At 71.5% G+C, this 19738-nt stretch carries 16 protein-coding genes; 13 read left to right on the top strand and 3 right to left on the bottom strand.

The genetic code is table 11. The features are described 5' to 3' along the window. Positions 1-3: 3 nt before the first annotated feature. From ABUW04_RS39635 to ABUW04_RS39595, 9 genes are all read left to right on the top strand, one after another. Positions 4-1449, top strand: a complete 1446-nt coding sequence (locus ABUW04_RS39635; RefSeq protein ID WP_030267313.1) for an aldehyde dehydrogenase family protein — start codon at positions 4-6, stop codon at positions 1447-1449. Between the two features lie 275 nt (positions 1450-1724). Beyond that, a complete protein-coding gene (locus ABUW04_RS39630; protein WP_380569186.1) occupies positions 1725-3686 on the top strand; it encodes an acyl-CoA dehydrogenase family protein in 1962 nt (653 codons plus the stop codon). A 189-nt stretch (positions 3687-3875) separates the two neighbouring features. Next, the gene (locus tag ABUW04_RS39625) at positions 3876-6323 is read left to right on the top strand and encodes a S53 family peptidase (protein WP_380569184.1); all 2448 of its coding nucleotides are present in this window, start codon (positions 3876-3878) and stop codon (positions 6321-6323) included. A gap of 104 nt (positions 6324-6427) precedes the next feature. After that, entirely contained in the window at positions 6428-7672 is a 1245-nt protein-coding gene (gene dxr / locus ABUW04_RS39620) for a 1-deoxy-D-xylulose-5-phosphate reductoisomerase (protein WP_030267303.1), read from the top strand. Beyond that, the gene (locus ABUW04_RS39615) at positions 7669-8976 is read left to right on the top strand and encodes a M50 family metallopeptidase (protein WP_380569181.1); all 1308 of its coding nucleotides are present in this window, start codon (positions 7669-7671) and stop codon (positions 8974-8976) included. The genes dxr and ABUW04_RS39615 overlap by 4 nt, the downstream gene beginning before the upstream one ends. A 168-nt stretch (positions 8977-9144) precedes the next feature. Then, positions 9145-10305: a flavodoxin-dependent (E)-4-hydroxy-3-methylbut-2-enyl-diphosphate synthase gene (gene ispG / locus ABUW04_RS39610; protein WP_380569179.1), complete on the top strand. Its 1161-nt coding sequence runs from the start codon at positions 9145-9147 to the stop codon at positions 10303-10305. A gap of 122 nt (positions 10306-10427) precedes the next feature. After that, the gene (locus ABUW04_RS39605) at positions 10428-11261 is read left to right on the top strand and encodes a GNAT family N-acetyltransferase (RefSeq protein ID WP_380569176.1); all 834 of its coding nucleotides are present in this window, start codon (positions 10428-10430) and stop codon (positions 11259-11261) included. Positions 11262-11536: 275 nt separating this feature from the next. After that, complete coding sequence (locus ABUW04_RS39600; RefSeq protein WP_380569174.1) at positions 11537-13360, top strand: hypothetical protein; 1824 nt, start codon at positions 11537-11539, stop codon at positions 13358-13360. 67 nt (positions 13361-13427) lie between these two features. Then, complete coding sequence (locus ABUW04_RS39595; protein ID WP_380569196.1) at positions 13428-13982, top strand: GNAT family N-acetyltransferase; 555 nt, start codon at positions 13428-13430, stop codon at positions 13980-13982. Positions 13983-13989: 7 nt separating this feature from the next. Here ABUW04_RS39595 and ABUW04_RS39590 read toward each other — a convergent pair whose 3' ends face one another. The 3 genes from ABUW04_RS39590 to ABUW04_RS39580 are packed head-to-tail and all read right to left on the bottom strand — an operon-like array spanning position 13990 to position 17139. Then, positions 13990-15129 (bottom strand): sensor histidine kinase, encoded by a 1140-nt coding sequence (locus ABUW04_RS39590; RefSeq protein ID WP_380569171.1) that lies wholly within the window; start codon positions 15127-15129, stop codon positions 13990-13992. 52 nt (positions 15130-15181) lie between these two features. Then, positions 15182-16105, bottom strand: a complete 924-nt coding sequence (locus ABUW04_RS39585; protein ID WP_380569169.1) for an aminoglycoside phosphotransferase family protein — start codon at positions 16103-16105, stop codon at positions 15182-15184. Positions 16106-16152: 47 nt separating this feature from the next. Beyond that, complete coding sequence (locus ABUW04_RS39580; protein ID WP_380569167.1) at positions 16153-17139, bottom strand: ferritin-like domain-containing protein; 987 nt, start codon at positions 17137-17139, stop codon at positions 16153-16155. Between the two features lie 146 nt (positions 17140-17285). Between ABUW04_RS39580 and rimP the strand changes: the two genes are divergently transcribed. The 4 genes from rimP to ABUW04_RS39560 form a co-directional block, all read left to right on the top strand. Beyond that, a complete protein-coding gene (gene rimP, locus ABUW04_RS39575) occupies positions 17286-17858 on the top strand; it encodes a ribosome maturation factor RimP (protein WP_380569165.1) in 573 nt (190 codons plus the stop codon). 44 nt (positions 17859-17902) lie between these two features. After that, positions 17903-18916: a transcription termination factor NusA gene (gene nusA, locus ABUW04_RS39570; protein ID WP_030265637.1), complete on the top strand. Its 1014-nt coding sequence runs from the start codon at positions 17903-17905 to the stop codon at positions 18914-18916. Positions 18917-18984: 68 nt separating this feature from the next. Next, positions 18985-19284: a YlxR family protein gene (locus tag ABUW04_RS39565; RefSeq protein ID WP_084715462.1), complete on the top strand. Its 300-nt coding sequence runs from the start codon at positions 18985-18987 to the stop codon at positions 19282-19284. Positions 19285-19436: 152 nt separating this feature from the next. Next, positions 19437-19738: translation initiation factor IF-2 N-terminal domain-containing protein (locus tag ABUW04_RS39560; protein ID WP_380569163.1), on the top strand; the 302-nt coding region annotated here is incomplete at its 3' end.

Below are 19738 nucleotides of genomic sequence, written 5' to 3'. Positions count from 1 at the left end.
TCGGTGACCAGCACCCACGCATTTTGGCTGGCCGGTCGGCAGGAGAGCGGCACGGAGTCCTTCGAGGTGCACCACCCGTGGGACGGCAGCCTGGTCGGTACCGTCAGCATCCCCACCGAGGCCCAGGTCGAGGAGGCCGTCGCCGCGGCCGTGGCGGTGCAGGACGAGTTCGCCGCGACCCCCGCGTACGTGCGGGCGGCGGCGCTGGACCACGTGGCGCGCCGGCTGGGCGAGCGCACCGAGGAACTGGCCCGGCTGATCACCGCCGAGAACGGCAAGCCGATCAAGTGGGCCCGCGGCGAGATCGGCCGCGCCGCCTCGGTGTTCCGCTGGGCCGCGGAGGAGGCCCGCCGCTTCAACAGCGGCGAGGGCCAGCGGCTGGACACCGACGCGGGCGGCACCGGCCGGCTGGCGATCACCCGCCGCTTCGTCCGCGGGCCGGTCCTCGGCATCGCGCCGTTCAACTTCCCGCTGAACCTGGTGGCGCACAAGGTCGCCCCGGCCATCGCCGTAGGCGCCCCGATCATCCTCAAGCCGGCCCCGGCCACCCCGCTCTCCGCGCTGGTGCTGGGCGAGATCCTGGCCGAGACGGACCTTCCGGCCGGTTCCTGGAGCGTGCTGCCGGTCTCCAACGACCGGATGCCGGCCCTGGTGCAGGACCCGCGGCTGCCGGTGATCTCCTTCACCGGCTCCGACAAGGTCGGTTACCAGATCATGGACTCGGTGCCGCGCAAGCACGTCACCCTGGAGCTGGGCGGCAACGCCGCCGCCGTGGTCCTGGCCGACTGGTCCAGCGAGGCGGACCTGGAGTGGGCCGCGACCCGGATCGCCACCTTCGCCAACTACCAGGGCGGCCAGTCCTGCATCTCGGTGCAGCGGGTCATCGCCGACGCGAGCGTCTTCGACCGCCTGGTCGAGAAGGTCGTCGCCAAGGTCGGTGCGCAGGTCACCGGCGACCCCTCGGACGACTCGGTGGACGTCGGCCCGCTGGTCAACGAGGACGCCGCCAAGCGGGTCGAGTCCTGGGTGGACGAGGCCGTGGCCGCGGGCGCGCAGCTGCTCACCGGCGGCAAGCGGGAGGGCGCGAGCTATGCGCCGACCGTGCTCGCGGGCGTTCCGGCCGGGGTCACCCTGGCCACCGAGGAGGTCTTCGGCCCGGTGCTGACGCTGACCTCGGCGGCCACCACCGACGAGGCGTTCGCCCTGGTCAACGACTCCAAGTTCGGCCTGCAGGCAGGTGTGTTCACGCACGACGTGCAGACGGCGTTCCGGGCCCACCGCGAGCTGGAGGTCGGCGGCGTGATCATCGGCGACGCCCCCTCCTACCGCGCCGACCAGATGCCGTACGGCGGGGTCAAGGACTCCGGCGTCGGGCGCGAGGGCGTCGCCTACGCCATGGCCGACTACACCTACGAGCGGGTCATGGTGCTGACGGGACTGGCGCTCTGACGCCGGGCGGCTCGGGTTTCGCAGGGGTACGGGGCGTCGCGCCCCGAGGGTTGCAGATGGTGCTGACGGGGTTGGCGCTCTGACGCCGGGCGGCTCGGGTTTCGCAGGGGTACGGGGCGTCGCGCCCCGAGGGTTGCAGATGGTGCTGACGGGACTGGCGCTCTGACGCCGGGCGGCGTCCCGGGCCCGATCGGGTCTTACCTCTGGTGATCTGTCGGTGACGCAGCGTACGGTCTGGTAGCACTGGCCGGTAACCCGCTGCGAGGTGGTACGCGATGTCCACACCCGAGGTCCCCAAGGTCACCGAGCGCGAGGCGCGGCGCGTCGCCGAGGAGGCGCGCGAGCAGGACTGGCGCAAGCCCAGCTTCGCCAAGGAGCTGTTCCTCGGCCGCTTCCGGCTGGACCTCATCCACCCGCACCCGCTCCCCGACGAGGAGTCGGTGCGGGTGGGTGAGGCGTTCCTGGCCAGGCTGAGCGCCTTCTGCGAGACGAAGATCGACGGCGCGCTGATCGAGCGCGAGGCGACCATCCCGGACGAGGTGATCCGGGGCCTGCAGGAGCTCGGGGTCTTCGGGATGAAGATCGACACCGAGTACGACGGTCTCGGCCTCACCCAGGTGTACTACAACCGCGCCCTGGTGCTGCTCGGCAGCGTCAGCCCGGCCATCAGCGCGCTGGTCTCCGCGCACCAGTCCATCGGCGTGCCGCAACCGCTGAAGCAGTTCGGCACCGCGGAGCAGAAGCAGCGCTTCCTGCCGCGCTGCGCCCGCACCGACATCACCGCCTTCCTGCTCACCGAGCCGGACGTGGGCAGCGACCCGGCCCGGCTGGCGACGGCGGCGGTCCCCAGCGAGGACGGCGGGTCCTACGTCCTGGACGGCGTGAAGCTGTGGACCACCAACGGAGTGGTCGCCGACCTGCTGGTGGTCATGGCCCGGGTGCCCAGGAGCGAGGGGCACAAGGGCGGGATCACCGCCTTCGTGGTCGAGGCCGGCTCACCGGGCATCACGGTCGAGAACCGCAACGCCTTCATGGGCCTGCGCGGCCTGGAGAACGGGGTCACCCGCTTCCACCAGGTGCGGGTGCCCGCCGAGAACCGGATCGGTCCCGAGGGCGCCGGCCTGAAGATCGCGCTCACCACGCTGAACACCGGGCGGCTCTCGCTGCCGGCGATGTGCGCGGGTACCGGCAAGTGGTGTCTGAAGATCGCCCGCGAGTGGTCCGCGGCCCGCGAGCAGTGGGGCAAGCCCATCGCCGAGCACGAGGCCGTCGCCGGGAAGATCTCCTTCATCGCGGCGACCGCCTTTGCCCTGGAGGCGGTGCTGGACCTGTCCAGCCAGATGGCGGACGAGGACCGCAACGACATCAGGATCGAGGCCGCGCTGGCCAAGCTCTACGGCTCCGAGATGGGCTGGCGGATCGCCGACGAGCTGGTGCAGATCCGCGGCGGACGCGGCTACGAGACGGCCGAGTCGCTGGCCGCGCGCGGTGAGCGGGCGGTCCCGGCCGAGCAGGTGCTGCGGGACATGCGGATCAACCGGATCTTCGAGGGGTCCAGCGAGATCATGCACCTGCTGATCGCCAGGGAGGCGGTGGACGCCCACCTCAAGGTCGCCGGCGATCTGATCGAGCCGGAGGCCGACCTCAGACGCAAGGGCCGCGCTGCGGCCAGGGCCGGTGCCTTCTACGCCGGCTGGCTGCCCAAGCTGGCCGCCGGCCCCGGCCAGCTGCCGACCTCCTACCGGGAGTTCCACCCGGAAGGGGGATATCCGGACCTCTCCGGGCAGTTGCGCTTCGTCGAGCGCTCCGCGCGCAAGCTGGCGCGCTCCACCTTCTACGCGATGTCCCGCTGGCAGGGCCGGATGGAGACCAAGCAGGGCTTCCTCGGGCGGATCGTCGACATCGGTGCCGAACTCTTCGCGATGAGCGCGGTGTGCGTCCGGGCGGAGATGCTGCGTACGACGGCCGGTGCGGCGGGTGACGCGGAGCAGGGGCGGGCGGCGTACGAGCTCGCCGAGCTGTTCTGCCGTCAGTCCCGGATCCGGGTCGACGAGTTGTTCGCCCGGCTGTGGACCAACACCGACGGCCTGGACCGGAAGGTCGCCCGCCAGGTGGTCGTCGGCCGCTACACCTGGCTGGAGCAGGGAATCCTCGATCCCTCGGGCGAGGGACCCTGGATCGCCGACTCCACCCCAGGCCCCTCGCAGCGGGACAATGTGCACCGGACGGTCCGCTGAAGCGTCATCAGGGCGGGGCGACCCTGGCGGTTTTGGGGGTCGCCCCGCCTCGGTACGATGCGCGCAGGCGTACGACGGATGGAGACATGACACCGGGGGCCCGTACGCCGCGTCTGAGGCCGCGTCAGCGGATCTGGCGGAAATGGGCGGCTCCCGGCAGACACATCTCCGAGCAGACAGGTCCCTCAGGTGAGCTACCCGCCCTACGGGCAGAATCCGCAGAACCCTCAGCAGCCGCAGAACCCCTACGGGCGTCCGCAGCAGCCGCAGAACCCGTACGGTCGGCAGCCCCCGCCACCGCAGCAGCCGCCGCAGCCCAACCCGAACCCCTACGGCAGGCCGCAGCAACCGCCACCGCCGCAGCAACCCCCCAACCCGTACGGCCGGCCGCAACAACCGCCGCAGCAGCCGAATCCCTATGGGCGCCCGCAGCCTCCGCAGCAGCCGCAGCCACAGAACCCCTACGGCCAGCCGCAGCAGCCGCCGAACCCCTACGGTCAGCAGCCTCCACAGAACCCGTACGGCCAGCCTCCGCAGCCTCCGCTGCCGCCCCAGCAGCCGCCCTACGGCGGTGGCCCCGGCGGCCCGGGAGGACCGGGCGGCCCCTCCGGGCCCGTCGGCGGCAGTGGTGGCGGCGGGGGCGGTCCGCGCCGGTCCCGGAAGGGCGTGCTGATCGCCTCGATCACCGCCCTGGTCCTGGTCGCCGGGGTGAGCGCCGTGGTGGCCTCCAACGGCAGCAAGAGCAACAAGAACAGTGGCGGCTCCAGCGCCGACGGGACCTCCGCCGACGGCACCTCCTGGGTGCCGCCGAAGTGGGCGGTGCCGGCCAATGACATCGGCCACGCCGACCCGAACACCGTGGTCACCGGTACCGTCTGGTTCGCCAAGTCCAGCCCGGAGAACCTCGCCACCTACGCCACCGAGGTCGGCACCCCGGGGAACTCCAAGTACCACAAGTTCCTCTCGCCCTCGGACTTCAACTCGACCTTCGCCAACCACGCCGACGCCAGCCAGGCGGTCACCCAGTGGGTCCAGCAGGCCGGTATGAAGGTGCTGTCGCAGACCGCCCAGTCGATCAACGTCTCCACCACCATCGCCGAGGTGGAGAAGACCCTCAGCATCAAGATCGACCGCTTCAAGCACGCCGGACGGACCGACCTGGCCCCGACCGGGCAGCCGAAGTACCCGTCCAACGTCGGTGACTACGTGTCCAGCGTCACCGGTCTCACCACCTCCAGCCCGGTCGACGCGCCGAAGCTGCGCACCGCGGCCGGCAGCAGCGCCAACTGCAGCAGCTACTACGGCCAGCGGGTGGCCACCGGAGCCGACACGGTCGCACCGGACGGCAGCAAGCCCACCCAGCTGCTGTGCGGCTACACGGTCTCCCAGCTGCGCAGCGCCTACGGCATCACCGGCAGCAACCTCACCGGCAAGGGCGTCACCATCGCGGTCGTCGACGCCTACGCCTCGCCGACGATCGTCCAGGACGTCAACCGCTGGTCCTCCGAGAACGGCCTGCCGCAGCTCGGCTCGGACCAGTTCAAACAGGTCGTGCCGGCCTCCTACGACGCGGCCAGCACCGCGGACCTGGCTTCCGGCTGGTGGGGCGAGGAGACCCTGGACATCGAGGCGGTGCACGCCGTCGCCCCCGATGCCAAGATCGTCTACTACGCCGCCCGCAAGCCCGACGACGCGGAGTTCTTCAACGCCTTCCAGCAGATCGTCAGCGGCCGGACCGCGGACATCGTCACCAACTCCTGGGGCAGCCCCGAGGGCACCGGTGACACCAACGACATCCAGGCCGGTGAGCAGATCTTCCAGCAGGCGGCCGCCGAGGGCATCACCTTCAACTTCTCCACCGGCGACGACGGCGACTACACCCAGGCCTCCAACGCCACCAGCAGCCCGACCGCCTCGTACCCCTCCGGCGACCCCTTCGTCACCGGGGTCGGCGGCACCTCGCTGGGGATAGGAGCACAGGGCCAGTACGAGTGGGAGACCGGCTGGGGCGACGTGGCCTACCCGCAGAGCGGGAGCAGCTGGGACACCTCGGCCGGCAAGTTCCAGGGCGGCGGCGGTGGCGGCAACTCCGTCTACTTCTCGCAGCCGTCCTACCAGAAGGGCGTGGTGCCGGACAGCCTGGCCACCGCGGCCACCGGCAAGGTCAACCGCGAGGAGCCCGACGTCTCGATGCTGGCCGACCCGCTGACCGGTCTGACCGTCGGCCAGACCACCGGCAAGGTCACCGCCACCACCGCGGCCGACGGCGGGGTGAACTTCACCATGACTGGCGGCAAGTACAGCGAGGAGGCGGTCGGCGGCACCAGCCTGGCCTCCCCGCTGTTCTCCGCGATGGAGGCGCTGGCGGTGCAGAGCTCGGGCAGTCCGCTCGGCTTCGCCAACCCGGTGCTCTACCACCTCAACGGGACCTCGCAGTTCCACGACGTGGTGCCGAACCCGGTGGACGGCCACGAGCCCAGCTTCCTCGCCCAGAACGACAGTGGGACGCTGCTGCTGGTCGCGCTGAACAAGGACTCCTCGCTGAAGACCGCCAAGGGCTACGACGACGTCACCGGCCTCGGCAGCCCCACCGGCTCGTTCCTCACCTGGTTCAAGGACCATCCGAACGGGACCTGACCGCTCGTGGGGGATCGGGGGGTCGCTCCCCGACGGATGGAGTAAGGAGCATCCGAACGGGACCTGACGCTCCGCTGTCGGCCCGGCAGTCCACAATGGTCGGCATGGACTCTCTCGCCGATCCGCACCTGCGCTTCGTCCCCGTCGTCGCCGACCCCGAAGGCCCCCGGGAGCTGGTGATCCTCGGATCCACCGGCTCCATCGGGACCCAGGCCATCGACGTGGTGCTGCGCAACCCCGACCGCTTCCGGGTGGTCGGCCTGTCCGCCGCGGGCGGCCGGGTCGGCCTGCTCGCAGAGCAGGCGCTGCGGCTCGGGGTACGGAAGGTCGCGCTGGCGCGGGCCGAGGCGGAGCCGGAGCTGCGCGCGGCGCTGGCGGCCGGGGCGGAGCCCGGTCAGGAACTCCCGGAGATCCTGACCGGGCCCGACGCCGCGACCGAGTTGGCCGGGACCGAGTGCCATTCGGTGCTCAACGGCATCACCGGGTCCATCGGCCTCGCCCCGACCCTGGCCGCGCTGGAGGCCGGCCGGGTGCTGGTGCTGGCCAACAAGGAGTCGCTGATCGTCGGCGGTCCGCTGGTCAAGGCGGTCGCCAAGCCCGGCCAGATCGTCCCGGTGGACTCCGAGCACACGGCGCTGTTCCAGGGGCTGATGGGCGGGGCCCGGCGCGAGGTCCGCAAGCTGGTGGTCACCGCCAGCGGCGGCCCGTTCCGGGGCTGGAGCCGCGAGCAGCTGGCCGGGGTCACCCGGGAGCAGGCGCTCAACCACCCCAACTGGGACATGGGCCCGGTGATCACCGTGAACTCGGCCACCCTGGTCAACAAGGGCCTGGAGGTGATCGAGGCCCATCTGCTCTACGACATCCCGTTCGAGCAGATCGAGGTCGTGGTCCACCCGCAGTCGGTCATTCACTCGATGGTGGAGTTCACCGACGGTTCCACGCTGGCCCAGGCCAGCCCCCCGGACATGCGGATGCCGATCTCGCTGGGCCTCGGCTGGCCGGACCGGGTCCCCGACGCCGCGCCGGGATGCGACTGGACCAAGGCCGCCACCTGGACGTTCTTCCCGCTGGACACCGAGGCCTTCCCGTCCGTCGGGCTGGCCAGGCACGTCGGCGCGCTGGGCGGGACCGCCCCGGCGGTGTTCAACGCCGCCAACGAGGAGTGCGTCGACGCCTTCCTCGACGGTCGGCTGCCGTTCACAGGCATCGTGGATACGGTGGCGAAGGTGGTCGCCGAGCACGGTCGGCCGAGTCCGGGAACCGCGCTGACCCTCGCGGACGTCCTGGCTGCGGAGACCTGGGCCCGCGGCACCGCACAGGACCACATCAAGAAGGCAGGTGGCCGATGACGGCACTCATGACCATCCTCGGCATCGCCATCTTCGCGTTCGGCCTGCTGGTCTCGATCGCCTGGCACGAGCTGGGGCACCTCACCTGGGCCAAGGTCTTCAAGATCCGGGTGCCGCAGTACATGGTCGGCTTCGGCCCGACCATCTGGTCCCGCAAGAAGGGCGACACCGAGTACGGCATCAAGGCGATCCCGCTCGGCGGCTACATCCGCATGATCGGGATGTTCCCTCCGGGCAAGGACGGCAAGGTCACCGCCCGCAGCACCTCTCCCTGGCGGAGCATGATCGAGGACGCCCGCGAGCAGTCCTACGAGGAGATCCTGCCCGGGGACGAGACCAGGCTCTTCTACACCAGGAAGCCCTGGCAGAAGGTCATCGTGATGTTCGCCGGGCCGTTCATGAACCTGGTCCTGGCCTTCGGGCTGTTCCTGGCGCTGTTCATGGGCTTCGGGATGGCCAAGGCCGTGCCGACGGTGAGCTACGTCAGCGCCTGCGTCCTGGCCCAGGGCAGCGCCACCACCGACACCTGCCCGACCGGGGCCAAGGCGTCGCCGGCCGCCGCGGCCGGGATCAAGCCGGGTGACAAGGTCGTCTCCTACAACGGCGACGCGATCAGCAGCTACGACCAGCTGCAGAGCGACATCCGCAAGTCCGCTCCCGGTGTCACGATCCCGGTGGTCGTCGAGCGCAATGGCACCCAGTACACGCTGAAGGTCACCCCGGTCGAGAACACCGTCTACGTCGACGACGCCAACGGGAACCCGACCAGCAAGACCACCAAGGCCGGCTTCGTCGGGCTCTCCCCGGTGACCACCACGGTCCCGCTGAGCTTCGGCGACAGCATGAGCCAGATGTACGACATGGCCAAGACCGGGGTGCACTCCGTGCTGGCCCTGCCGTCCAAGATCCCCGCGCTCTGGGACTCCGCCTTCGACGGCGCCCCCCGTGCCACCGACTCCCCGGTCGGGGTCGTCGGCGTGGCCCGGGTGGGCGGTGAGGCGTTCGCGATGAAGGCGCCGCTGATCGACCGGTTCGCCTTCGAGGTGCAGCTGCTGGCCGGGCTGAACCTCTCGCTCTTCCTGCTCAACATGCTGCCGCTGCTCCCGCTGGACGGTGGCCACATCGCCGGCGCCCTGTGGGAGTCCTTCCGCCGCCGGATGGCCCGGCTGTTCCGCCGTCCGGACCCGGGCCACTTCGACGTCGCCAAGCTGATGCCGGTGGCGTACGTGGTGGCCGGGGTCTTCCTGTGCTTCACCGTGCTGGTGATGATCGCCGACGTGGTGAATCCGGTACAGATCGGCTGACGCCGTGGAAACTCCGGGAGAACCTCAGGTTGCGGCGCCGATCGGGATGTGAGGCAGGTCGGCACTGTGGCGTACGGTTGGTCCGGGAGAGCTGGGAGCAGCTCCAGCCTCCTGGACCACCGGGAGTTCCGGTCGGGCCGCCACCTCACCTTGGGGACTTAGCCAGAGATGACCGCGATCTCGCTCGGAATGCCGTCCACGCCGCTCAAGCCGCTTGCCGTGCGGCGCAAGAGTCGTCAGATCATGGTGGGGAGCGTGGCGGTCGGTGGTGACGCGCCGGTGTCGGTGCAGTCGATGACCACGACGCTGACCTCGGATGTCAATGCGACGTTGCAGCAGATCGCGGAGCTGACGGCGTCGGGGTGTCAGATCGTGCGGGTGGCGTGTCCGTCGCAGGATGATGCGGATGCGTTGGCGACCATTGCGCGCAAGTCGCAGATCCCGGTGATCGCGGACATCCACTTCCAGCCGAAGTACGTGTTCGCGGCGATCGACGCGGGGTGTGCGGCGGTGCGGGTGAACCCGGGCAACATCCGGCAGTTCGACGACAAGGTCAAGGAGATCGCGAAGGCGGCGTCGGAGGCGGGGGTGCCGATCCGGATCGGGGTCAACGCGGGGTCGTTGGACCGGCGGCTGCTGGAGAAGTACGGCAAGGCCACGCCGGAGGCGCTGGTGGAGTCGGCGCTGTGGGAGTGCTCGCTGTTCGAGGAGCACGGCTTCCGCGACATCAAGATCTCGGTGAAGCACAACGACCCGGTCGTCATGATCGCCGCCTACCGGCTGCTGGCCCAGCAGTGCGACTACCCGTTGCATCTGGGGGTGACCGAGGCCGGTCCGGCGTTCCAGGGCACGATCAAGTCGGCGGTGGCGTTCGGTGCGCTGCTGAGCGAGGGGATCGGGGACACCATCCGGGTGTCGCTGTCGGCGCCGCCGGCGGAGGAGATCAAGGTCGGCAACCAGATCCTGGAGTCGCTGAACCTGCGTCAGCGCGGCCTGGAGATTGTGTCCTGCCCGTCCTGCGGCCGGGCCCAGGTGGACGTCTACAAGCTGGCGGAGGAGGTCACCGCGGGCCTGGAGGGCATGGAGGTGCCGCTCCGTGTCGCCGTGATGGGCTGTGTGGTGAACGGCCCGGGCGAGGCGCGGGAGGCGGACCTGGGTGTGGCTTCGGGCAACGGCAAGGGGCAGATCTTCGTCAAGGGCGAGGTGATCAAGACCGTGCCGGAGTCGAAGATCGTGGAGACGCTGATCGAGGAGGCCCTGAAGCTTGCCGAGCAGATGCAGGACGAGGGCGTCACCTCCGGCGAGCCCACCGTCTCGGTCAGCGAGTAGTCGGCCGGCCGCGGAACGCATGACGGCGGAGCGGAGAACAGTGTGGGACGGATAGCCCCTCCCTGCTCTCCTCTCCGGGCGTGGTGAGGGGATAGGGTGCCTCCGTGCTGAGCGGTTCGGTGATGACGACGCGGGTCCTGGAACCCGGTGACCTCCCGGCTGCCCTCGAAGTACTGGAACGCGACCCGATCGCCAACGCCTTCGTCGCCGCCCGTGTCGCCGTCGCCGGACTCGACGCCTGGCGGCTCGGCGGTGAGATGTGGGGCTGGTACGAGGGCGGCCGTCTGGAGGCGCTCTGCTACGCGGGCGCCAATCTGGTGCCGCTGAGCGCCGGACCGGAGGCCGTGGCGGCCTTCGCCGAGCGCGCCCGGCGGCAGGGCCGCCGCTGCTCGTCCATCGTGGGTCCGGCCGAGGCCACCGCACGGCTGTGGTCGCTGCTGGAGCCCGCCTGGGGGCCGGCCCGCGAGGTGCGCCCCAACCAGCCGCTGATGGCCACCTGGGAGCCGTCCGCCGAGATCGCCCCCGACCCCCGGGTGCGCCGGGTCCGCCGGGACGAGATGGACCTGCTCATCCCCGCCTGCGTGGCCATGTTCACCGAGGAGGTCGGGGTCTCCCCGCTCGCGGGGGACGGCGGCCTGCTCTACCGGGCCCGGATCGCCGAACTGGTGAGCACCGGACGTGCCTTCGCCCGCTTCGAGGCCGGCAAGGTCGTCTTCAAGGCCGAGATCGGGGCGGCGACCCCTCAGGCCTGCCAGATCCAGGGGGTCTGGGTCGCCCCGGGCCATCGCGGCCGGGGCCATTCCGAGAGCGGGATGGCCGCCGTGGTGGAGCATGCGCTGCGGGAGGTCGCCCCGGTGGTGAGCCTCTACGTGAATGACTTCAACACCGTCGCCCGGGCTGCCTACCGACGCGTGGGATTCTCCGAAGTAGGCACGTTCATGAGCGTTTTGTTCTGATGGGTGGCCGCTGCTGAGCACCTGAGTGGTAGCTGTGACAGGTGTTCCGGGAACTGCCTCGTACGGATGCGCGCCGTGCATACACTCGCGCCGTCATCACCTTGAGTGACATCCCTTCCCCCAGGACGGGCGCGAGCCCTCCGGATGTCACCCCTTCCAAGGTGCCCTCTGACAGAGGACTGCGCATGCACCTGAATGACGCAGCATCACCTGCTTCACCTCCGCACCGACGGCGACCACCCCGCGGACGCACCAGGCGGGCCACGCTGATCGGCGTGCTCGCCGGAATCCTCGGCCTGGCCACCCTGCTCGGCAGTGCCTTCGGCGCCACCACCGGCGGTACCCCCGCCGCCGCCCCGCCGGCCACCCCCAACACCAACTGCACCCTCACCGTCCCGGCCAACCCCCTGAGCGCCAGGGGCCTGGCCACCCCGTACCAGCTCTCGGCCACGGATCCGGCCCAGGGCCCCTGCCACGAGGCCAACACCGACCAGTCGGCCTTCGTCCAGGCCACCGTGGTGGACCCGGCGACCGGGGCGCTCTCCGTCTACGACCCGCTGGTGATCGACCGGGGGACCAAGGCCGCCGTCGCCCCGGTCGTGCCCAAGCTCCCCGCCCATGCCGTGGTCGGCATCTGGTTCGGCTTCAACGCCGACACCCTGACGCTGCGCAGCAGCCAGGGCAGCCTCCGGGCCGGCAACTGCGTGAACGGGCTGAACGGCTCGCTGTTCACGCAGTTCGCCTACTGCAACGCGCCGGCCTTCTTCTCCGCCGCGAACCGCGCGGAGCGGTCCGGGAAGCTCAAGGTTCCCCCGCTGGGCACCGGCAGCGACGGCAAGCCGTGCATGAGCACCCGTGACTTCGGCCTGATCGACCAGGACCAGAGCGACAACGTCACCACGGACTACCTGGCCACCGCCGCCGGCACGATGGCGCAGAAGACCGCCGCCACCGTCGCCGCACTGCCCGGGGCCCTCTCGCTCGCCAACGGCAGCGACAACCTGCTGCTGGTGTCCTTCGTCGACCCGGCGCTGAACTGCACCCCCTACACGGCACCGGACCTCGCCGACCCCGGCCACAGCGTCACCTCACTGGGCCTGGACGAGATCCAGGCGGCCGCGTTCCAGCGGGCCCCGATCGCCCTGGTCCCGGTGAACGACCCGATGGCCCAGGTGGACGGCGCGACCAGCCGGGCCAAGACCAACCTCTACCGTGCCGGCGTCGACATGCCCGCGCTGAGCCGCAGGGACACCGGTGACCCGATGGCCTACTGCACCAGCCTGGCCACCACCGGCCGCCAGCGGATCAACGCCGACCAGGCCTTCTTCGCCAAGGCGGTGTCGCCCGAGCCGGACCAGAACCTGTTCGACTTCCTGACCACGCGGCTCGCCGCATCGCTCACCAACCTCAACTGCCCACAGGCCTCGGCTTCGGCGTCGGCTTCCCCGTCGGCCTCCGCTTCGGCTTCCGGCTCGGCCTCGGCCTCGGCGAGCACCGTGCCCAGTGGCTCGGCGAGTGCCTCGTCCAGCAGCCCCGTGATGAGCACCTCAGCCTCCCCCTCGGTGCCGGTGTCGTCGTCCGCCTCCGCCTCCGCTTCGGCGTCGGCCTCGGCGTCCACCGCGGTGGCCGGCGGCCCCGGTGCGCCGGCGGCCTCCGGGTCGCCCTCCTCGGGGTCGGTCCAGGCGATCGGCCTGCCGGTCTCCTCGTCGCCGCCCCCGGTCGTCCAGGTGCACGACACGGCCCCCAGCCCGGTGCCCGCCTCGGCCTCGGCCAGCGCCACCAGCGCCGCGTCGGCGAGCAGCACGGCTGCGCCGGTGTCGGCCTCGGCCGCCCCGACGAGCGCCTCGGCGGCGCCGATGACCACCGCCGCCGCGCCGGTGACCACCACGATCCCGCCCACGGTCGCGAGCCGCACCGCGGCCGCACCCATCATGCACACCACCGCGCCCAGACCGAGCGGCTCCGCTGCCGGCGGCATGCTCGCGGAGACCGGGGCCTCCCGCTCCACCCTCCCGTTCGTGGGCCTGGCGGTCTCGCTGGTGCTTCTCGGTGTCTCCGCGTTCATGCTGATCGGGCGCCGTCGACCCGGCGCCCGGTGACACTCCGTCGGCCACGGGCGCGGGAGACGGTCCCGCCCCGGGGCCGACCAGGTACGGTGCGAGGGCGCTGAACGACGTCACGATCGAGCCATTCGACCTCGCGGGACGGGCCTCGGAGGCCCTGGCGGTGCAGGCCGCCGCTTTCGGCCTGGGTAGCGAGGAGGTCGCGGTACGGCTGCAGATCGTCGGACGGCACGCCCTGGTCCCGGGCGTGCGCGCGTTCGGCGCCGTGGAACGCAGTGACCCCCGGGGCCTCGGACGGCTGGTGGGCTTCGGCTACGGCATGCCCAACGACCGTTCGCACTGGTGGAGTTCGGTCATCGAGCCGCATCTGGAGGCGAACGGCCTCGGCTTCTGGCTGGACCAGTCCTTCTCCGTCACCGAGCTGCACGTCCACCCCGACTACCAGGGGCTGGGCTTCGGGCGCCGCATCATCACCACGCTCTGCGCCGGCACCCGGCTGCCGCGGACCATCCTGTCGGCGATCGACCGGGAGACCCCGGCCCGTGCGCTCTACCGCTCGCTCGGATACCAGGACCTGGCCCGCCAGGTGATGTTCCCCAACACCGCCGTCCCCTACGCGGTGATGGGCGCGCAGCTGCCGTTCCCGGCCCGCCGCTGACGGCCGGTCAGCGCTGGGCCGGGATCACCGCGGCCAGCCGGAACCCCTTCTCGGTCTGCTCCGCCGTGAGCAGTCCGCCGCCCGCCGCGATCCGTTCCTTGAGCCCCTGCAACCCGTTGCCGTCGGGGCAGGAGACGGCGGTCGCGGCCGCGGCTGCGGAGCCCTCGTCGGTGATGCTCAACCGGACCGGGTCGGAGCCGCGTTCGACCTCGATGGTGCAGCGCTTGGCCCTGCTGTGCCGGACCACATTGGTGACGCCCTCGCGGACCACCCAGGCCAGCAGCAGGTCCACCTGGGCGGGCAGCGGTGGTCCCGACTCGTGCAGCACCGGCTCGATCCCGCCGGCGCTCAGCAGCGAGCGGGCCCGCGCCAGTTCCTCGGACAACCCGGTCTCCCGGTAGCCGCTGACAGCCTCCCTGATCTCGGCCAGCGCCTTGCGGCTGACCTCCTCGATGTCCGCCGCCTGGGCCAGCGCCGCGTCCAGGTCGGTCGGTGCCAGCCGTCGCACCACCTCCGCCTTGAGGGCGATCACGGACATGCTGTGGCCCAGCAGGTCGTGCAGGTCGCGGCTGAACCTGAGCCGCTCCTCGGCCACCGCGGCGCGGGCCAACTCCTGACGGGTCTCCCGGAGTTGCCCGACCGCGGAGAGCAGTTTCAGGGTCACGAAGGTGATCGCGCCGGGCAGGAAGCTGCTCCAGGCGGCGTCGACCACGTCCCCGCTGTGCCCGCTCCGCATGTAGGCGGTGAGCGCCGCCAGCGCCGGGACGCCGATGAACACCAGCGGGCCGCCCCGGTCCGGCACCACCACCGCACCGGCGATGGCGAGCAGCGAGTACAGCAGCAGGGCGTGCGGCAGCGATCCGGCCAGCGCACCGGTGACCGGTACCAGCACCAGTGCCAGCACCGTGGGCACCCTGCCGTTCTGGAACCGCGGCTGGAACGCGGTCAGCACGGTCGCGCAGTAGAGCAGGACGAACACCCCGAGCCCGCACAGGGCGGCGACGGGACGCGGGTAGCTCCCGCCGATCACCGCGTGCGCCGGGCTCAGCACCATCAGCACCCAGGGCAGCAGGGTGTACGGATTGAAGCCGTCGATCTTCTCGATGTCCTCGTCGGTGATCCGCTTGCGGTGGGCTCGGCCGGCCACGGGCGGGGTCCTCTCGGCGGTCGGTGTCACAGGTCTGGTGGTACGGGTGCGGCTAGAGCATCGCCGCGAATTCGAGGAAGAGCCCGGCGCTGCGGGGGTCGCCGACCTCCAGGCTCCACAGGCCGGCCTCGACGGTCCGGAACAGCGTCCAGCCGCGCAGCCGCTCCCGGTCGACCTCGACCGCGTCGGACAGCCGCTGGATCCTCCGCCGCGCGGCGGCCTGCGGTCCCGGTACCCCGGCCAGGGTCTCCAACCGGTCCTGCGCCAACCAGGCCAGATCGTATGCGCGTTCGCCCACCAGCGGCTTGGGGTCGATGGCCAGCCAGGGCGAGCGGTCGGCCGCGAGGACGTTGCCGTGGTGGAAGTCGCCGTGCAGCAGCAGCTCCTCGGTGCCGCTGCCGAGCAGTTCCGCCGCGGTCTCCAGCGCCTCGTCCAGCAGCGGACGCAGGTCGGCCGCGGCGGCCAGCTCACGCCTGCTGCGCAGGGTCCCGCACAGCCCGGTGACGTAGTCGGCCACCGACGTGAACCCGTGGTCCGCGGGCGGCGCCACCCACAGCCGCTGCAGCGTCCCGGCGGCCTCCAGCATCGCCTTGCTCTCGGCCAGCGACAGCAGCGGCACCTCTCCGTGCAGCCGCTCCAGCAGCATCGCCTCGCCGGCGGGGGCCGCCTCCAGCAGCCGTACCGCGCCGCGCCCGTCCCAGTGCGCCAGCGCGGCGTGCTCCTGGGCGGTCTCCGGAGCGGGCAGACCCAGCTTGAGCACGGCCGGCGTGCCGTCGGCCCTGCGGACGTAGAGCACCAGGCTGATCTGCCCGCCCGGTTCGAACACCCGCTCAAGCGTCAGATCCCAGCGGTCCAGGTACTGCACGGTCAGCCGGGGCAGCGATTCCAGCCAGCGGACGCCCGGCTCACCTTCCCAGGCGGTGACGGTCTGCCGGAGCCGTACCGGAATACTGATCTGCTGCTCCGTCGCTGCCATACCGGCCCTTCGTTCGTTCGCCCCCGCGGTGGTGCACCGGACCATTGTCAGCCATGGGAGAGGCCGGGAAAGGCACTGCCGGTGCCGCGCCAGGCCAGGGTGTCCAACGCCGCCTGCCGCAGCGCGGCGGCCATGGTCAGGCGCAGCGGTCCCGAGGTCGCCTGGACGGCGTTGGCGTAGACCGCGCAGATCCGGTCCTCGACCGACCCGGCGAGCCGGACCGCCGAGGCCGCGTCGGTGACCGGGGAGGGCAGCCGGTAGGCCGGCGCGGCTGCGGCCGGGGTGGCGCCGGTGGCGCCGATCCGCTGCTGCAGTGCGTCGCGCCGGTCCCGATGCGCCTGGTAGGAGGAGGTGGCATGGGTCCTGCGGTCGCCGCCGAGCTGTGCGCCGATCACCCCGTAGGCGTAGACGGCGGCGTCCTCGGCGGCGAGCGCTGCCTGCAGCGCGGCGAGGGCGGCGGCCGGGAGGGCGCCGCGGGTCACCGGCGCTGCCGCCGGTCCCGCCGGTACGGAGCCGCGGAGCAGCATCGAGTGCTGTGCCCCGTCGGCCGCGGCGGAGGCCAGCTGTCGGGCCAGCGCCGGGGAGGCGGTCGCCAGGTCCTTCAACCTGGCCTGGGCGGTGGCGCGTTCGGCGGCGTCCAGGGCGGCGACCGCCGCGCTCCGGCTGGTCGCCGGCGTGGAAGGGGGTGTCGCGGAGGCCGAGGTTGACGGCGAGGCGGAGGCCGGGGCGGCCGTCCCGCCGAAGGCCGACTCCTGCGCGGTCAGCTGCTGCCGCAGCGGCCGCAGCTGCCCCGCCGCCGCCGGGAACGCGGCGATGGCCGCGTCGTACCGTGCCGCCAGTGCCCGCGTCGCCGCGAGCGCCCTGGCCCGTACCGGAACGTCCGGATCGGGCGCTTCGACGGTGCGGACGGTACGGCCGTCGGCCGACGTCTGCGCGGAGACGCTGCCGCAGGCGACGAGCAGACCGGCGATTCCGGTCCCGATCCCCGCGCTGAGCAGGGAGCGGCGCCGGATTCCAGGGGCAGAGGTGGTCACGAGCAGGGACGCTACCGTGTGATCGGCCATGGCGGGCATCGCCCCCGCAAAGTCGCCGAATCGGCACTTCGGGTCGGAAGCGGATAGGCTGTGGGCTGTTCTTTAGACCTACAGACAACAGCAGACGCGGCCGAGGAGTCACCCGGATGAGCACCACCCTGAACGACCGGCTGCAGGTTCTGCTGGAACCGCTCGCCTCGGAGGCGGGCGTTGATCTGGAAGAGGTCACCCTCACCAAGGTCGGCGGGCGCCGCGTTCTGGACGTGGTCCTGGACGCCGACGGCGGCGTGGACCTGGACACCGTCGCCGAGCTGAGCCGGGCCTTCGGCGCGGCCCTGGACGGTCCCGACGGCACTGCCGTGCTGGGGGAGGGCGAGTACCGCCTGGAGGTCGGCTCCCCGGGCGTGGACCGGCTGCTCACCCTGCCCCGCCACTGGCGCCGTGCGCGCACCCGTCTGGTGAAGGCGCAGCTGGGCACCGGCGCCGAGGTCACCGGCCGGGTGCTGGAGTCCGACGAGGACGGCGTGCTGCTGGAGATCCCCCCGGTCAAGGGCAGGGGCAGGGCCACCGAGCGCAGGCTGCCGTTCGCGGACATCGCCAAGGCCCGGGTGCAGATCGAGTTCAACCGCAAGGGCCTGGACGACGACATCGAGGACGTCGCGGACGTCGAGGACGTGGACGACGACGTCGACGACGAAGCCGGCTCCGACGAGGCGTAGCAGTACCCCACGACTGACTGAAGAGAAGAAGAGGAGGCGTAGCCGTGGATATCGACATGAGTGCCCTGCGCAGGTTGGTGCAGGAGCGGGAGATCAAGTTCGACCTGCTGGTCCAGGCGATCGAGTCGGCCCTCCTCATTGCGTACCACCGCACTGAGGGCTCGCGGCAGAAGGCCCGGGTCGAGCTCGACCGCGAGACCGGCCATGTGACGGTCTGGGCCAAGGAGGACGCGGACGAGGTCGCCGAGGGCGGCACCCCGCGCGAGTTCGACGACACCCCCAGCGGCTTCGGCCGGATCGCGGCCAGCACCGCCAAGCAGGTGATCCTGCAGCGGCTGCGCGACGCCGAGGAGGAGCTGACCTTCGGCGAGTACGCCGGCCGCGAGGGCGACATCGTCACCGGTGTGGTGCAGCAGGGCAAGGACCCCAAGAACGTCCTGGTCGACATCGGCAAGATCGAGGCGATCCTGCCGGCCCAGGAGCAGGTCCCTGGCGAGGAGTACAAGCACGGGCTGCGGCTGAAGTGCTACGTGGTCGCGGTGCGCCGCGGCGTGCGCGGCCCCTCGGTGACGCTGTCGCGGACCCACCCCAACCTGGTCCGCGCGCTGTTCGCGCTGGAGGTCCCGGAGATCGCGGACGGTTCGGTGGAGATCGCCGCCATCGCCCGCGAGGCCGGCTTCCGCAGCAAGATCGCGGTGTGGACCGGCAAGTCCGGGCTGAACGCCAAGGGCGCCTGCATCGGCCCGATGGGCGGCCGGGTCCGCGCGGTGATGGCCGAACTGCACGGTGAGAAGATCGACATCGTGGACTGGTCGGACGACCCGGCCGAGATGGTCGCCAACGCGCTGTCCCCCGCACGGGTGACCCGAGTGGAGATCGTCGACTACGACGCCCGGTCCGCCCGGGTGACCGTGCCGGACTACCAGCTGTCGCTGGCGATCGGCAAGGAGGGCCAGAACGCCCGCCTGGCCGCGCGCCTCACCGGCTGGCGCATCGACATCCGCCCGGACGTCGAGAGCGACGGCCCCTCCGGTTCGGCCGAGGGCCGCGACCGCTGAGCCGCCTCCGGGCGGAAGTGCGCAGTAAGTGGGTCGGAGTGAAGACCATCAGAGGGGTAGACTTGGACGTGTCTGGTCGGACGCGTGACCTTTCATGCCCGGAACGCACTTGCGTCGGGTGTAGGGAGCGGGCGGCCAAACATGACCTGCTGCGTGTGACGGCGGTCGAGGGCGTCTGCGTCCCCGATCCCCGAGGCACGCTGCCCGGCCGGGGAGCGCACCTGCACCCCAGGCCGGGGTGCCTCGACCTGGCGCTGCGCCGCCGGGCGTTCCCCAGGGCGTTCCGCCTGCCGGGGCCGCTCGACACCGCGGCAGTCCAGCGGTACGTAGAGGCACTGCCGAGGGTCGCAGAAATGTCAGAGCACTGAGCTGCCGCACCCATGTGCGGGGGCCGAGCACCAGGTACCTCGCGAGTTCGAAAGTAGGTCGAGATTGCGATGAGCACTCGATGAGTACGCGATGAGTACGAGCATGAAGTAGCGACGGTCCGGCGGAACACCCGGACCTACAAAGGAGCGAAGTGGCTAAGGTCCGGGTTTACGAACTCGCCAAGGATTTGGGCGTTGAGAGCAAGGTCGTCATGGCCAAGCTCCAAGAGCTCGGTGAGTTCGTACGTTCGGCGTCCTCGACGATCGAGGCGCCTGTCGTACGAAAGTTGGAAGTTGCCTTCGGTGGGGCCAGTGCCCCGTCGAAGCCCGCGTCGTCGAGCAAGCCGACGCCCCCCAAGCCCGCGGCGGCCTCGCCCGCCTCGGCACCCCGTCCGGGCGCACCGCGCCCCGCGGCGCCGCGGCCTGCCGCCGCCGCTGCCCCGGCGGCGCCCGC

Origin of the sequence: Streptacidiphilus jeojiensis (assembly GCF_042510965.1) — a bacterium.
GTDB lineage: Bacteria > Actinomycetota > Actinomycetes > Streptomycetales > Streptomycetaceae > Streptacidiphilus > Streptacidiphilus jeojiensis.
The sequence above is the reverse complement of the archived record's forward strand: the minus strand, read 5'-3'. Positions and strand labels throughout refer to the sequence as shown.

Excerpts from the sequence above, each read along its gene's own strand:
- ABUW04_RS39630 (WP_380569186.1), top strand. The coding sequence starts at position 1,725 with ATGTCCACACCCGAGGTCCCCAAGGTCACCGAGCGCGAGGCGCGGCGC.
- dxr (WP_030267303.1), top strand. The coding sequence starts at position 6,428 with ATGGACTCTCTCGCCGATCCGCACCTGCGCTTCGTCCCCGTCGTCGCC.
- ABUW04_RS39615 (WP_380569181.1), top strand. The coding sequence starts at position 7,669 with ATGACGGCACTCATGACCATCCTCGGCATCGCCATCTTCGCGTTCGGC.
- ispG (WP_380569179.1), top strand. The coding sequence starts at position 9,145 with ATGACCGCGATCTCGCTCGGAATGCCGTCCACGCCGCTCAAGCCGCTT.
- ABUW04_RS39605 (WP_380569176.1), top strand. The coding sequence starts at position 10,428 with ATGACGACGCGGGTCCTGGAACCCGGTGACCTCCCGGCTGCCCTCGAA.
- ABUW04_RS39585 (WP_380569169.1), bottom strand. The coding sequence starts at position 16,105 with ATGGCAGCGACGGAGCAGCAGATCAGTATTCCGGTACGGCTCCGGCAG.
- rimP (WP_380569165.1), top strand. The coding sequence starts at position 17,286 with ATGAGCACCACCCTGAACGACCGGCTGCAGGTTCTGCTGGAACCGCTC.